This window comes from Aminobacter aminovorans (assembly GCF_900445235.1).
In the GTDB taxonomy this organism is placed as follows: domain Bacteria; phylum Pseudomonadota; class Alphaproteobacteria; order Rhizobiales; family Rhizobiaceae; genus Aminobacter; species Aminobacter aminovorans.
The window spans coordinates 4,436,977-4,450,387 of sequence record NZ_UFSM01000001.1; the positions used below are offsets into that span (position 1 = coordinate 4,436,977).

11 protein-coding genes and 1 tRNA gene are annotated in these 13,411 nt (G+C 64.2%); 5 read left to right on the forward strand and 7 right to left on the reverse strand.

What is annotated here, in order from left to right; translation table 11 throughout:
- Positions 1-89: 89 nt before the first annotated feature.
- Both DY201_RS21890 and DY201_RS21895 read right to left on the reverse strand, forming a co-directional pair.
- A complete protein-coding gene (locus tag DY201_RS21890; RefSeq protein ID WP_115733046.1) occupies positions 90-1,097 on the reverse strand; it encodes an NAD-dependent epimerase in 1,008 nt (335 codons plus the stop codon).
- Positions 1,098-1,211: 114 nt separating this feature from the next.
- Positions 1,212-1,805 carry a biotin transporter BioY gene (locus DY201_RS21895; RefSeq protein WP_115733047.1) on the reverse strand — a complete coding sequence of 198 codons (594 nt, stop codon included), beginning with the start codon at positions 1,803-1,805 and terminating at the stop codon, positions 1,212-1,214.
- 219 nt (positions 1,806-2,024) lie between these two features.
- Between DY201_RS21895 and DY201_RS21900 the strand changes: the two genes are divergently transcribed.
- Positions 2,025-2,930: an MBL fold metallo-hydrolase gene (locus DY201_RS21900; protein ID WP_115733048.1), complete on the forward strand. Its 906-nt coding sequence runs from the start codon at positions 2,025-2,027 to the stop codon at positions 2,928-2,930.
- A gap of 34 nt (positions 2,931-2,964) precedes the next feature.
- Here DY201_RS21900 and DY201_RS21905 read toward each other — a convergent pair whose 3' ends face one another.
- Positions 2,965-3,783 (reverse strand): DUF1499 domain-containing protein, encoded by an 819-nt coding sequence (locus tag DY201_RS21905; protein ID WP_165915790.1) that lies wholly within the window; start codon positions 3,781-3,783, stop codon positions 2,965-2,967.
- Positions 3,784-3,922: 139 nt separating this feature from the next.
- Complete coding sequence (locus DY201_RS21910) at positions 3,923-5,560, reverse strand: fatty-acid--CoA ligase (RefSeq protein ID WP_115733049.1); 1,638 nt, start codon at positions 5,558-5,560, stop codon at positions 3,923-3,925.
- A gap of 167 nt (positions 5,561-5,727) precedes the next feature.
- On the opposite strand from DY201_RS21910, the gene DY201_RS29580 reads away from it, so the two are divergent.
- Positions 5,728-6,465 (forward strand): hypothetical protein, encoded by a 738-nt coding sequence (locus DY201_RS29580; protein WP_245432065.1) that lies wholly within the window; start codon positions 5,728-5,730, stop codon positions 6,463-6,465.
- A gap of 18 nt (positions 6,466-6,483) precedes the next feature.
- On the opposite strand, the gene DY201_RS21920 is transcribed toward DY201_RS29580, so the two are convergent.
- A complete protein-coding gene (locus DY201_RS21920) occupies positions 6,484-7,221 on the reverse strand; it encodes a polysaccharide deacetylase family protein (RefSeq protein WP_115733050.1) in 738 nt (245 codons plus the stop codon).
- Positions 7,222-7,497: 276 nt separating this feature from the next.
- On the reverse strand, positions 7,498-10,164 hold the full coding sequence (gene ppdK / locus DY201_RS21925) for a pyruvate, phosphate dikinase (protein WP_115733051.1): 2,667 nt from the start codon (positions 10,162-10,164) through the stop codon (positions 7,498-7,500).
- Positions 10,165-10,370: 206 nt separating this feature from the next.
- On the opposite strand from ppdK, the gene DY201_RS21930 reads away from it, so the two are divergent.
- Positions 10,371-10,706 carry a VOC family protein gene (locus DY201_RS21930; RefSeq protein WP_115733052.1) on the forward strand — a complete coding sequence of 112 codons (336 nt, stop codon included), beginning with the start codon at positions 10,371-10,373 and terminating at the stop codon, positions 10,704-10,706.
- A gap of 237 nt (positions 10,707-10,943) precedes the next feature.
- Positions 10,944-11,018, forward strand: a tRNA-Gln gene (locus tag DY201_RS21935).
- Between the two features lie 92 nt (positions 11,019-11,110).
- Here DY201_RS21935 and DY201_RS21940 read toward each other — a convergent pair.
- A complete protein-coding gene (locus DY201_RS21940) occupies positions 11,111-11,968 on the reverse strand; it encodes a LysR family transcriptional regulator (RefSeq protein ID WP_115733053.1) in 858 nt (285 codons plus the stop codon).
- Positions 11,969-12,064: 96 nt separating this feature from the next.
- Here DY201_RS21940 and DY201_RS21945 point away from each other — a divergent pair, with 96 nt between their 5' ends.
- The gene (locus tag DY201_RS21945; protein ID WP_115733054.1) at positions 12,065-13,402 is read left to right on the forward strand and encodes an aspartate aminotransferase family protein; all 1,338 of its coding nucleotides are present in this window, start codon (positions 12,065-12,067) and stop codon (positions 13,400-13,402) included.
- Positions 13,403-13,411: the final 9 nt, after the last annotated feature.

A 13,411-nucleotide genomic window follows, 5' to 3' on the forward strand; every position in this document is an offset into this window, starting at 1 on the left:
CCGACGACCGGTGCTGGAGCGGGCTACGTGCCTGGCGGCGGCAGCCGCTCCGGCGCCTTCGGAAATACATCTTATGGGTGAGTCGCCCTTTACTGGACGCGGTAATATCTGCCGTACCAGTCGACGAAGCGGACAAGCCCTTCCTCGATCGGCGTGTGCGGGAGTTCGCCGATCAGCGCTTCGAGGTCGCTGACATCGGCCCAGGTGCTGAGCACGTCGCCCGGCTGCAGCGGCATGAAGTTCTTCACCGCTTCGCGGCCCGTCGCGCGTTCGAGAATGCGGATCATCTCCATCAGATGTTCCTTGCGGCGGTTGCCGATATTCATGACCCGATGCGGCGCCCAGCTTCCCGATGCGCCGCCGGCGGCGATGTCATAGTCCGGGTCTGCCCTGGGCGGCAGGTCGATCAGTCGCACGACGCCCTCGACGATGTCGTCGATATAGGTGAAGTCGCGGTACATATCGCCATTGTTGTAGATGTCGATGGTGTCGCCGGCGAAGATGGCGCGGGTGAACTTGTAATAGGCCATGTCGGGCCGGCCCCATGGCCCATAGACGGTGAAGAAGCGCAGGCCCGTTGCCGGCACGCCGAACAGATGGCTGTAGGCATGCGCCATCAGTTCATTGGCCTTCTTGGTGGCGGCGTAGAGGCTGACCGGGTGGTCGACGCCGTCGCGCGGCGAATAGGGCTGCTTCCTGTTGCCGCCATAGACCGAACTCGACGAAGCGTAGATCAGGTGTTTCGGCTTCGTTGCCCGGCAGTTTTCCAGGATGTTCAGAAAGCCGGTGACATTGGCATCGACATAGGCTTGCGGATTGTCGAGCGAGTAACGCACACCGGCCTGTGCCGCGAGATTGATGACGATCTCGGGTCGGCACTCGAAAGCGGACTTCACCGCCGTCGCGTCGGCCAGATCGGCCCGGATGAAGCGGAAATCGTCATGTTCGGCGAGCAGTTTCAGACGCGCCGCCTTCAGCGACGTGTCGTAGTAATCGGTGACGCTGTCGAAGCCGACGACCTCGTGGCCATCGGCCAGAAGGCGCCGGGCGACGTGGAAGCCGATGAAGCCGGCGGTGCCGGTGACGAGAACGGTCATGAAATCACTGCTCTTCAAATGCAAAACGCCCCGGCCTTTCTAAGGCCGGGGCGCCCATTAATCCATTGCCAAGCAAATCTTCCGCTCGGCAAATCCATTGCCGGATTGAGGCGATCAGGCCTTCTTGGGCAGCAGCGCCCAGATCGCCGGAACGGCTGCGGCAGCCAGCGCCACCTTGATCAGGTCGGGCACGATGAACGGCGCGACGCCAAACTGCCAGGATTTTTCCGCGCCGATCAGCAGCGAGAGCCAGGAGAAACCAAGCGCCATCATGACGACCTCGGCGACGAGCATCGCGCCGAGCATCTTGACGATGCTGCGGCCCCAGCCGCGGTCGACAGCCCAGCCGACGATTGCCGCCATGGCAACGAAGCCGAGCAGGTAGCCGCCGGTCGATCCCAGCATATAAGCAAGGCCGATGCCCTTTTCGGGCGTGCTCTGGAACACCGGATAGCCCATCGCGCCCTGCGCCATGTAGAGCAGCAGCGTCGCCACGCCGAGGCGCAGGCCATAGGCCGCGCCGATGCCGAGCACGGCCAGCGTCTGCAGCGACATGTCGACCGGTCCGAGCACGACCTTGGTCTTGGCCGAAGCGATAAGCAGCAGCGAGCCTGCAACGGCCAGCAACAGCTGGGTCGCCAGGCGAGTCGCACCCTTTTCGGGCAATGCCGCCGAGATGAGCGCGGTGGAACTGGATGCAGCGGCCATGTAAATCCCCTTGTGGTATGCGCGCCGAGGCCCGCTTTGCATGCCCCCGAAAATCGAAATCGATTTTCGCTAGGGATCATGCACCGATCTAAAACTCTACAGCGCCCTTTGCGCCTGGACGCCCGGGGCTGTAGTCATGGTTTTCCCTATATTGTCTTCCATGCTAAGCGGCAAACGAATTTGCCCAGGGCATCGCGAACTCACAGATATCGGCTGGCCATGTCTCTCGATTTCGACACACGCTTCGACCCTGCCTACGGCCAGACAGTCGCTGTCGCCGACGGCGTCATGCGGCTCACCGCCAACAATCCAAGCGCCTTCACCTTCCATGGCACCAACAGCTACATCATCGGCACCGACACCCTGGCGGTGCTCGATCCCGGGCCAAACGACGACGCGCATCTCGAAGCGCTGCTTCGCGCCATTGCCGGCCGTCCCGTCAGCCATATTTTCGTCAGCCACACACATCGGGACCACTCGCCGCTGGCGGCACGGCTGAAGACGCTGACCGGTGCCGTAACCGTCGCCGAAGGGCCGCATCGCTCGGCACGGCCACTGCGCATCGGCGAAGTCGCACCGCTCGATGCCAGCAGCGATACCGACTTCGTCCCCGACCTTGTCGTCGCCGACGGCGCGGTGGTCGACGGCGACGGCTGGCGCATGCGGACGGTGCTGACCCCGGGACATGCGGCGAATCACGCCGCGTTCGCCCTTGAAGGCAGCGGCATCCTGTTTTCGGCCGACCACGTCATGGCCTGGTCGACCTCGATCGTGGCGCCGCCAGACGGAGCCATGTCGGATTACATGGCATCGCTCGACAAACTCATCGAACGCAACGACAGCACCTATCTGCCCGGCCATGGCGGCCCGGTCGTTTCGCCACAGGCATTCGTACGCGGCCTGAAAACCCACCGCCAGATGCGCGAGGCGGCAATCCTTGAACGCCTCGCTGCAGGCGACAGCTCAATCCCCGATATCGTGCGCGCGATCTATCGCAACACCGACCCCAGCCTCTACGGCGCGGCCGGGCTTTCCGTGCTCGCCCATCTCGAGGATCTTGTCGGCCGCGGCCAGGCGATCAGCAACGAAGCCCCGGCGATCGACAGCGTCTATTCCCCAGCCTGAACAACATCTGGTCAGATGAAACGATCGGGCCAGACTATTGCTCGGGCGTCGCTGTGGTCGCGGTTCCGGCCTGGCTGGCGATTTCCTGATCGAGTTCGGCCAGGAAACCGGTAATCCGCCCGGCGTTTTCGCCGAGGTCGTGCCGCCCGTAGCGGGAGGCCGAACGCATGTCGACGAATGTCGAATCGCCGTCATCCACCAGCCGGATGGCAACGTCGGAGGGCAAGGCGAGGATGAAGGTCCGCGCCACCGCTTCGATGTCGACTTCGCCGGCGGCCTTGTCGGCGGCCGGCGGCGGCACGACGATTTCCCAGCCCTGGCGGGCGAGCACGGCCGAAACACTCTGCAGCACCTGGTCCAGCGACAGGTCGTAGCGACGCCCGGCGACCAGAGGATAGGACTGGGCCTGCAGGGTGCGCTCGCCTGCGGTCGGGATCTCGAGCCTGTTCATGGCTGACGTTCTGAGCGAGGCCGCCGCCGTCAGCGCCGGCGGATCTTCGACATCGGTCGAGATGTCGCGCAGCATCGGCAAGGTGGCGATCTGATAGGCGACGAAGCCGAACGGGGCGAGCACCGCCAACCCCAGCAGGGCACCGAAGGTCAGGTCGTGCCCGCCGCGGTCGCCGAATTTCCACAGCCGCGAAAAGGCAAAGCCGGACAACAGCAACGCGAAAGCGGCGAGCAGGGCGACGATGCCGAGCACCCAGAAGAAAGCAGTGGTGTCGACCAGGCCGCGGCGATGGCCAAGAACCACTGTTATCAGCAGCACCGCCGCAAACGACGACATGCCCCGCGAAAGCCCTGCCGAACGCGTGGTGCGCACCTCATGATATCTCGTCTGGAACTCAGCCATGGAACCCCGTTACCCACCAGCATATATGGCAGCATTGCCGTCCCCACGGCAGCGGTCGCTGCCAGGGCAAACTAGAGGGTTTCCGGCTCCGGTTGAAGCGGAAAGGCGGCTCGTGCCCCCTTCCCGCACATGAACTTGCCTACACTGCTGTGTCCGTCGGCAGGCGGTAGTCCCTGAACGTCTCGCGCAGCGCCGTCTTCAGGATCTTGCCGGTCGCCGTATGGGGGATCTCGTCGACGAAAGCGACGTCGTCGGGCATCCACCACTTGGCGACCTTGCCGTCAAGGAACGCCAGTATGTCGGTTTTTTCCGGCTCCTTGCCCTGCTTGCGCACGATCACCATCAGCGGACGCTCTTCCCAGCGCGAGTGCCTGACCCCGATCACCGCCGCCTCCTGAACGTCAGGATGTCCCACCGCCAGGTTTTCGAGCTCGATCGAGGAAATCCACTCGCCACCCGACTTGATCACGTCCTTGGAGCGGTCGGTAATCTGCATGTAGCCATGTTCATCGATATGGGCGACGTCGCCGGTGTCGAACCAGGCGTCGGCATCGAACTGCTCGGCACTGGCGCCACCGAAATAGGCGCCGGATACCGCTGGGCCGCGCACCTTCAGCCGGCCGAAGGTCTTGCCATCCCAGGGCAGCTCGTTGTTGTCGTCGTCGGTGATCTTCATCTCGACGCCGAAGGGCGTGTAGCCCTGCTTCTGCTGGATGTTCAGCCTGTCGTCGCCCTCGAGCTCGTCATATTCGGGCTTGATGGTGCACAGCGTGCCGAGCGGCGACATTTCCGTCATGCCCCAGGCGTGAATGACCTCGACGCCGTAGTTGCGTTCGAACTTCTGCGTCACCATGCGTGGGCAGGCCGACCCGCCGATCACCACCTTGTTGAGATGCGGCAGCTTCTTGCCGGTTTCCTCCAGGTGCTGAAGCAGCATCAGCCAGACGGTCGGCACGGCCGCGGTGAAGGTGACGCGTTCGCTGTCGAGCAACTCGTAGATCGACGCGCCATCCATTTTGCCGCCGGGCATGACCAGCTTGGCGCCGACCATCGGCACGCTCTGGGCCAGCCCCCAGGCATTGGCATGGAACATCGGCACCACCGGCAGGACGACGTCGCGCACCGAAATGCCCATGGCGTCAGGCATCACAGCGATCATCGCATGCAGCACGTTGGAGCGGTGGCTGTAGACGACGCCCTTGGGATCGCCCGTCGTGCCCGAGGTGTAGCACATGCCGGCCGCCGCATGTTCGTCGAGCGCCTTCCAGACAAAGTCGCCATCGGCTTCGGCCAGCCACTCTTCATAGGCGACGACATCAGGCAGCGCCGTCGGCGGCAGATGGGCGGCATCGGTCAGGACGACGATGCGCTTGAGCGACGGCACCATCGGCGCGATCTTTTCGACCAGCGGCATGAAGGTCAGGTCAACGAACAGCGCCTGGTCCTGGGCGTGGTTCATGATCCAGACGAGCTGCTCGGGGAAAAGCCGCGGATTGAGCGTGTGATAGACGGCACCCATGCCCATGGTGCCGTACCAGGCCTCCATATGCCGCGCCGAGTTCCATGCCAGGGTGGCGATACGGTCGCCGAGCTTGTAGCCGTCGCGCTCCAGCCGTTGCGCCACCTTGAGCGAGCGCGTGCGCAGTTCGGCAAAATTGGTGCGGACAATCGGCCCCTCGATCGATCGCGACACGATCTCCCGGTCCGGATGCTGCCGTGCGGCGTGGTCAATGATCTTGTGGCACAGCAGCGGCCACTCCTGCATCAGTCCGAGCATGTGGATCCTCCCAGATCTTGTCTGGCCATTCTGGGCGCAATAGCCGGATTGTCCAGCCTGACCATGGGAAAGCCAAGCCGGCAAAGCCAGCGGCCATATTGCGGCCACGGTCCCGGTTAACCTTTGTTACCGGCTGGCGGGATTGGTAAGATATTGTGAGGGATCACATGGATACGCATCCCCGCGCGGAGGACGAAAGCCTGCCGCAGCATGAAGCGCCATCACAGGAACCGGAAGCTCAACTGGACAATGTTGCCGAAACGGTCGAGCAGGACGTGATCGCAGCCGAGAAGATCTCGGCCGGCGACGAGGCTGCCAACGTTTCCGCCGCCCAGGTTTCCGTTGCCGAGACAGAAATCGTCGAGGCCGCATCTGAATCGGTCGCGGAAGCTGCGGCCGATGTCGAGCTTTCGGCGGAGGAGCTGTCCACCGAAGCTGCCGTTGTTCCCGAGGCTGCGGAAGCGCCTGTGCGTGTGGCGGAAACATCAGCCGAAGCCGAAGTTGAGGCGGAAGCGCCGGCCGCCGAGGAAGCTGCGCCCGTCGTACTTGGCCTCGAGGAGCTGACCGCGCAAGCGCCTGAGGACGCCGGACCGGCGACCATCGCCGCCCCCTCGATCGCTCCAGGCAGCGTGTCGGAATCGGAATTCGCCCACATGGTCGACGATGCGCTCGAGGCCGTCGGCGGCATCCTGCTGTTCAAGATGCGTCTCGACGAGGCCGGCGAGGACAGGCATGTCGCCGCGGCATCGATCGGCGACGGTGCCAGGCGCCAGTTCCTGCTGCTCTCGCTGCCTGTCACCGGCGGCAAGCTCAAGGTCGAGTCGGCCAGCCGCAGCAACAGCCCTTTGGCAAAACTTGCCGAAGCCTATGTCGGCGTGGTCGAGGCCTTCCGCGCCGCGGCCTGAAGCCGCGACACGGCGGGATCAGTTCGTGGTGTCGTCGGTGCCGTCATCCTCGACATCGTCCAGTCGCACAAAGGCGTAACCCCTCGCCTTAAGGGCCAGCAAACCCTTGACCAGCCCGCCGCCCGCAGCGTGGGTCGGCTGGTTGATGTGGGCGATGATGACGTCGCCATCCTTGGCTGAGGAAACGCGGCGCTCGGTCTCGCGTGCGCCAAGCAGCGAGCCGCCGTCGCCATTGATCGAATAGCCGGCAATCCTGAAGCCAAGACTGCGGATCAGTGCGATCGATGACTTGCTGTATTGCGCGGTGGCGCCGCGGAACCATTTCGGCGCCGGCCCGCCGCGCTCGGTCAGGGCCAGCGCGCCGGCCACGACCTCGGCCTGCACGGCCTCGGTGCTGCCGGCGCTTTTCAGTCCATAGATGCTGCGCGGCGTGTCGACCGCCGGAACGTGCTCGGCGCCGTGATTCTCCAGCTCGAACAACTCGGGATGCGCCCGCATGACGGCGAGCGCCTCGGCGTTGCGCTTCAACCACTTGCCGGTGACGAAGATCGTCGCCGGTATCTTGTTGTCGACGAGTGCCGAGAGGATGCGGGCGTCGGTCTTGCCGCCGCAGGCATCCAGCGTCAGCGCCACGCGGGGCGTAGCTTCGGCGGAAGGCCTGAGGTGCAACCGCGGTTCGAGAAGTGCGGCCGAAGCTGAAGACCCCATCAGCGCCGCGAAACCGACGCCAATCAAAAACCTGCCGAGCATGCGCATGCGAATTTCCGGGAATTGCAGTCTGGAACCGCGGCCACTGGCACTTGAATCTTGGCGCGATGATGACCGTGAAGGCCATTTGGCTGAGGTGCCGGACGCGGCGGAGACGATGCCCTGCAGGCGTTGCTGCCGAGCAACGGAACCAAGTAGCGAAAAGCTATCAGCCATCACGAAAGTGGCGATTCGAAATCGGCGCCTGCCAACCGAGGTCAGCTGATGCGATCGGTCATACCCAGTTTGCAATGGGTATGACCGATTGAGTTACCTTGGAGCGACTTAGCGCTGCGCCTTGACCGCCGACTGCGCGGCGGCAAGCCTGGCGATCGGCACGCGGAACGGCGAGCAGGAGACATAGTCCAGCCCGACGCTTTCGCAGAAGTGGATCGAGGCCGGGTCGCCGCCATGCTCGCCGCAGATGCCGAGCTTGATCTCCGGTCGCGTCGCCCTGCCCTTTTCGGCAGCGATCTTCACCAGTTCGCCAACGCCGTCGACGTCGAGCGAGACGAACGGGTCCTGCTCGATGATGCCCTTCTGGCGATAGGTCTCGAGGAAGGACGCGGCATCGTCACGCGAGATGCCGAAGGTCGTCTGCGTCAGGTCGTTGGTGCCGAAGGAGAAGAACTCCGCCGCCTCGGCAATGACATGGGCGCGAATTGCCGCGCGCGGCAGCTCGATCATCGTGCCGACGAGATAATCGATATTCACGCCGGTTTCCTGCATCACGCTCTGCGCGACCTGGTCGATCCGCGCCTTGACGTAATCGAGCTCCTTCATCAGGCCGACCAGCGGCACCATGATCTCGGGCACGACCGGGCTGCCGGTCTTCTTGCCGGCCTCGATAGCCGCCTCGAAGATGGCGCGCGCCTGCATCTCGGCAATCTCCGGATAGGAGACGGCGAGACGGCAGCCCCGATGGCCGAGCATCGGGTTGAACTCGTGCAGCGCTTCGGTGCGCTGGCGCAGCTTGTCGGCCGAGACGTTCATCGCAGCCGCGACCTCGGCGATCTCTTCCTCGGTCTTGGGGAGGAACTCGTGCAGCGGCGGGTCGAGCAGGCGGATCGTCACCGGCAGGCCGGCCATGATCTCGAACAGCTCGATGAAATCCGAACGCTGCATCGGCAAAAGCTTGGCAAGTGCCGTGCGCCTGTCCTTCTCGGTGTCGGCGAGGATCATCTCGCGCATGGCAACGATGCGGTCGCCGTCGAAGAACATGTGTTCGGTGCGGCAAAGGCCGATGCCCTCCGCGCCGAAGGAGCGCGCCATGCGCGCATCGGCCGGCGTTTCGGCATTGGTGCGCACCTTCATGCGGCGCGCCGCATCGGCCCACTCCATGATGGCCGCGAAATCGCCCGACAGTTCCGGCTGCAGCATCGGCACCGAGCCCTTCAGCACCTGGCCGTTGGAGCCGTCGATGGTGATGATGTCGCCTTTGCGGAAGGTGTGGCCCATGGCGATCAGGGTGCCGGCGCGATAGTCGACGCGCAGCGAGCCGGCACCAGAAACACAGGGCTTTCCCATGCCGCGGGCAACCACCGCCGCGTGGCTGGTCATGCCGCCGCGCGTCGTCAGGATGCCTTCCGAGGCATGCATGCCGTGGATGTCCTCGGGGCTGGTTTCGATGCGCACCAGGATGACCTTGCGCCCTGCCGACTTCAGCTCTTCGGCCTCGTCGGACGAGAACACGATCTCGCCGGTGGCGGCACCCGGCGATGCCGGCAGGCCGACGGCGATGACTTCGCGCTGCGCCTTGGGGTCGATGGTCGGGTGAAGCAGTTGATCGAGCGCCGACGGATCGATGCGGCAGATCGCTTCGTCCCTTGATATCAGCCCTTCGCCGGCCATCTCGGCCGCGATCTTGAGCGCCGCCTTGGCGGTACGCTTGCCCGAGCGGGTCTGCAGCATCCACAGCTTGCCGCGCTCGATGGTGAATTCGAGGTCCTGCATGTCGCGGTAATGCTGTTCGAGGCGATTGGAAATCGCAACGAAGGTGTTGAACGCCTCCGGCATCAGCTTCTGCAGCGAGGGCTTGTCGGAGCCGGCTGCAATGCGCGCGGCTTCGGTGATGTTCTGCGGCGTGCGGATGCCGGCAACGACGTCCTCGCCCTGCGCATTCACCAGGAACTCGCCATAAAGCATCTTCTCACCGGTCGAGGGGTTGCGCGTGAAGGCGACACCGGTCGCCGATGTCTCGCCCATGTTGCCGAACACCATGGCCTGGACGTTGACCGCCGTGCCCCAGCTCTCCGGAATGTCGTGCAGGCGGCGATAGGTGATGGCGCGGTGGTTCATCCAGCTCTGGAACACGGCGCCGATGGCGCCCCAAAGCTGCTCATGCGGATCCTGCGGGAAGGCGCGGCCAAGCTCTTCCTCGACCTTGGCCTTGTAGAGCTTGATGACGTCCTGCCACTGCGGCGCGGTGAACTCGGTGTCGAGTTCATAGCCGAGACGGCCCTTTTCGTCTTCGAGCAGTTCCTCGAAGACTTCATGATCGAGGCCCAGCACCACGTCGGAATACATGGTGATGAAGCGGCGGTAGCTGTCATAGGCAAAACGTGCGTCGCCGGCGTCGATAGCCAGCGCCTCGACGGTGACATCGTTGAGGCCGAGATTGAGCACGGTGTCCATCATGCCCGGCATCGAGGCGCGAGCGCCTGAACGCACCGAGACGAGCAGCAGCTTTTCAGGGTCGCCGAAACGGCGGCCGGTGATCGCGCCGACATGGTCGAGGGCGGCACGGACGTCGGCTTCGAGCGTCGCCGGATAGGCGCGGCCATTGGCATAAAACCAGTTGCAGGCTGCCGTGGTGATGGTGAAACCGGGCGGTACCGGCAGGCCGAGACTGCACATCTCGGCGAGATTCGCCCCCTTGCCGCCGAGCAGGTCGCGGTCGCTGGACCGTCCCTCCGCTGCACCGTCGCCAAAACTGTAAACCCACTTGGTCATGCCTTCTCCTCGCCGACTGAGTGTGGAGCTGGACGGTGGCCGCCGCCTGCTTCTGCGGGGAGCGATAGGATGCTGCTCTGCGAAAGGCAAGGCACTGTTCCGCCACGGAATGTCCTACAATCGATTAATGGACCACCACCACGGCAGCCTTGCGGCCACCCCTTGCCTCATATAGAACATATCAAGAACAGATATCGGAGACGACCATGCGCAAGACCGGCAAGCTCGACTACATCGAAATGGCGGCGGTTGGCGGCACGCTCGACCATGTGAAATCCTTCTACAGCTCGGCTTTCGGCTGGACCTTCACCGACTACGGCCCCGATTATTCAGCCTTCGCGGAAGGCCTCGACGGCGGTTTCCAGGCCGAAGTCCCGGCAAAACCACTGCCTGTACTCTATTCCGAAGCCCTGGAAGACAGCCTGGCTGCGGTCGAAGAGGCCGGCGGCACCATCGTCAAGCCGATCTTCTCCTTCCCCGGCGGCCGGCGATTCCATTTCGTCGATCCGGCCGGAAACGAGCTCGCCGTCTGGGGTGAATGACAGGCTGAGAAAGCCTCTCGATCGGAGCCTGATTGCATAGGCTCACCATCATTCGACGCGCATCGGCGCGTACGATTGGGTTGGATCGAGCCCCATGCGACCGGCTCAAATGCCATGCGACCTGCCGCAAGATGATGCGGAAAAGCGGCAAAGGCGCGATTGTGCTTTTGCCGCGCGCTGCATATAAGGCGGCTGTCGATTGACTCGCTGCGGCTTGCTTTTGCTGCCGAAGCGTGTTGGGGCGTCGCCAAGCGGTAAGGCATCGGTTTTTGGTACCGACATTCCCAGGTTCGAATCCTGGCGCCCCAGCCACAATTTCGCAAATCGCTCGAAATCACCTCAATTCGCAAGGTTGCCGACCGGCCTCGTGCGCGCGGCAGTCGCATCCTCAACAAAGCTGCACCTCACAGCGTCGGCAGAACCTGCCTGATGTGGTTGGCGAACGCCTCGACCGCCGGCGAACGTTCGGTGTCGCCATAGGCGATCAGCATGCCGAGGCTTGAAAGCGGCGGCAAAGGCGCGTTGAGGATGTGCAGGTCGGACGGCACCGCTTCCTTGGTCATGACGCTGATCGCCAGGCCCGAGCGGGCAACCGCGATCAGGCCGGCCAGGCTGTTGCTGGCATAGGAGATCTTGTAGCGCAGCCCGGCATGGGCCATGGCATCGCAGGCGGCGCGGTGGTCCATGGCGTTGGAGGCCGGCAGCGCCATCGGGATGACGTCGCCGAATTCATGCTGCTCCAGCGTCGGCCGGCTGCCGACCCAGACCAGCGGCTCGGGGCGAACGACATCGGGGGAATCGCTTGCATTCGGCGTCGAGACCAGCGCCAGGTCGAGCTGGCGCTGGTGCAGCAGCCCGCGCAATTCGACCGTCGGCGCCGAGACGACCTTGATCTCGACATCGGGATAGAGGCTGCCGAAGGTCTTCAGGATCGCCGGGAAGAAGGCGATGAGATAGTCCTCCGGGCTGCCGAAGATGATCGAGCCGTGCAGGCCCTTGTCCGAAAGGGCCGACACCGCATCGTCCTGCAGCTTGAGGATGCGTTCGGCATAGCTAAGGAAACGGGCGCCGCTGGCCGTCAGGCTGACGCCGCTGCCCCGGCGGTGAAACAGGCTCTGGCCGAGCACCTCTTCCAGCCGCTGGATCTGCATCGTCACCGCCGACTGGGTTCGCCCGACCTGCACGGCGGTGGCGCTCAGCGTGCCCAGCTGCGCGGCACGGACGAAGGTCGTCACCAACCTGAGGTCGAGCGGCGCTTGCATATCAAATCTCCTTATATCTGAATCCTAATATTATCAATTTTACTGCACAAGGGCCAATCCCTATCGTTCGACCGAGCATCATCAAAGGGGTGAGACATGTCGAACAACCGGGATCAGGCGTTTTGGGCTTCGGCGAGGAAGCACCTCATCCGTTATGGCGGCAGCTTCGAGCCGGCGATCATCGAGCGTGCCGCCGGCTCGTTCGTCTATGACGCCGACGACCGGCCGATCCTCGACTTCACCTCCGGCCAGATGAGCGCCCTGCTCGGCCATGCCCATCCCAGGATCGTGTCGACGGTCAGCCGGCAGGTCGAAAAGGTCGCGCATCTGTTCAGCGGCATGCTCTCGCGCCCGGTCGTCGAGCTCGCCGAGCGCCTGGCCGGGTTGGCGCCCGGCCTCGACAGGGCGCTTCTGCTGTCGACAGGCGCCGAATCGAACGAAGCCGCCATCCGCATGGCCAAGCTGGTCACCGGCAAGCACGAGATCGTCGCCTTCTCCAAGAGCTGGCACGGCATGACCGGCGTCGCCGCCTCGGCGACCTACAGCGCCGGCCGCAAGGGATATGGGCCTGCGGCCGTCGGGTCGATCGCCATACCGGCGCCGAACAGTTTTCGCCCGCGCTTCCGGCATGCCGACGGCAGCCTCGACTGGCGCAGCGAACTCGATGACGCCTTCACCCTGGTGGACAGCCAGTCGACGGGGAGCCTGGCGGCCTTCGTCGCCGAGCCGATCCTGTCGAGCGGCGGCATGCTGGAACTGCCCGAGGGTTATCTCGCCGCGCTCAAGCAGAAATGCCACGAGCGCGGCATGCTGCTGATCCTCGACGAGGCGCAGACCGGCATCGGCCGCACCGGGACGATGTTTGCCTTCCAGCGCGACGGCGTCACCCCCGACATTTTGACCCTGTCCAAGACCATCGGCGCCGGCCTGCCGCTTTCGGCTGTGATGACGACGGCGGAGATCGAGGAGGCAGCCTATGCCAAGGGCTTCCTGTTCTACACCACCCATGTCTCCGACCCGTTGCCGGCGACCGTCGGCCTCACCGTGCTCGACGTGGTCGAGGAAGAGAAGCTCGTCGAACGGGCCCGCTATCTCGGCGCAAAACTCTTGGACGGCCTGTCACAGCTCAAGCAGCGCCATGAATGTGTCGGCGACGTGCGCGGCCGCGGCCTGATGCTCGGCGTCGAGATCGTCAGGAACGGCGCGGACAGGGAGCCCGACCACGAGCTCGGCGCGCGGATCGCGGCCGAGGCGTTCAGCCGCGGGCTCAGCATGAACATCGTCAAGCTGCCCGGCATGGGCGGCGTGTTCCGCATCGCCCCTCCCCTGACGATCTCGGAGGCCGAACTCGACCTCGGCCTCGGCATCATTTCCGACTCGATCGAAGCCGGGCTGGCCGCTGGTGCAAGCGGCTCCAGCATCGCCGCAGAGTGAAAGGCACTC

What these genes read in the sequence shown, in the direction of transcription:
- DY201_RS21905 (WP_165915790.1), bottom strand. Translation starts at nt 3,783, where the DNA reads ATGGCTGAGTTCCAGACGAGATATCATGAGGTGCGCACCACGCGTTCG.
- DY201_RS21945 (WP_115733054.1), top strand. Translation starts at nt 12,065, where the DNA reads ATGTCGAACAACCGGGATCAGGCGTTTTGGGCTTCGGCGAGGAAGCAC.
- DY201_RS29580 (WP_245432065.1), top strand. Translation starts at nt 5,728, where the DNA reads ATGGATACGCATCCCCGCGCGGAGGACGAAAGCCTGCCGCAGCATGAA.
- DY201_RS21940 (WP_115733053.1), bottom strand. Translation starts at nt 11,968, where the DNA reads ATGCAAGCGCCGCTCGACCTCAGGTTGGTGACGACCTTCGTCCGTGCC.
- DY201_RS21930 (WP_115733052.1), top strand. Translation starts at nt 10,371, where the DNA reads ATGCGCAAGACCGGCAAGCTCGACTACATCGAAATGGCGGCGGTTGGC.
- ppdK (WP_115733051.1), bottom strand. Translation starts at nt 10,164, where the DNA reads ATGACCAAGTGGGTTTACAGTTTTGGCGACGGTGCAGCGGAGGGACGG.
- DY201_RS21920 (WP_115733050.1), bottom strand. Translation starts at nt 7,221, where the DNA reads ATGCGCATGCTCGGCAGGTTTTTGATTGGCGTCGGTTTCGCGGCGCTG.
- DY201_RS21910 (WP_115733049.1), bottom strand. Translation starts at nt 5,560, where the DNA reads ATGCTCGGACTGATGCAGGAGTGGCCGCTGCTGTGCCACAAGATCATT.
- DY201_RS21900 (WP_115733048.1), top strand. Translation starts at nt 2,025, where the DNA reads ATGTCTCTCGATTTCGACACACGCTTCGACCCTGCCTACGGCCAGACA.
- DY201_RS21890 (WP_115733046.1), bottom strand. Translation starts at nt 1,097, where the DNA reads ATGACCGTTCTCGTCACCGGCACCGCCGGCTTCATCGGCTTCCACGTC.
- DY201_RS21895 (WP_115733047.1), bottom strand. Translation starts at nt 1,805, where the DNA reads ATGGCCGCTGCATCCAGTTCCACCGCGCTCATCTCGGCGGCATTGCCC.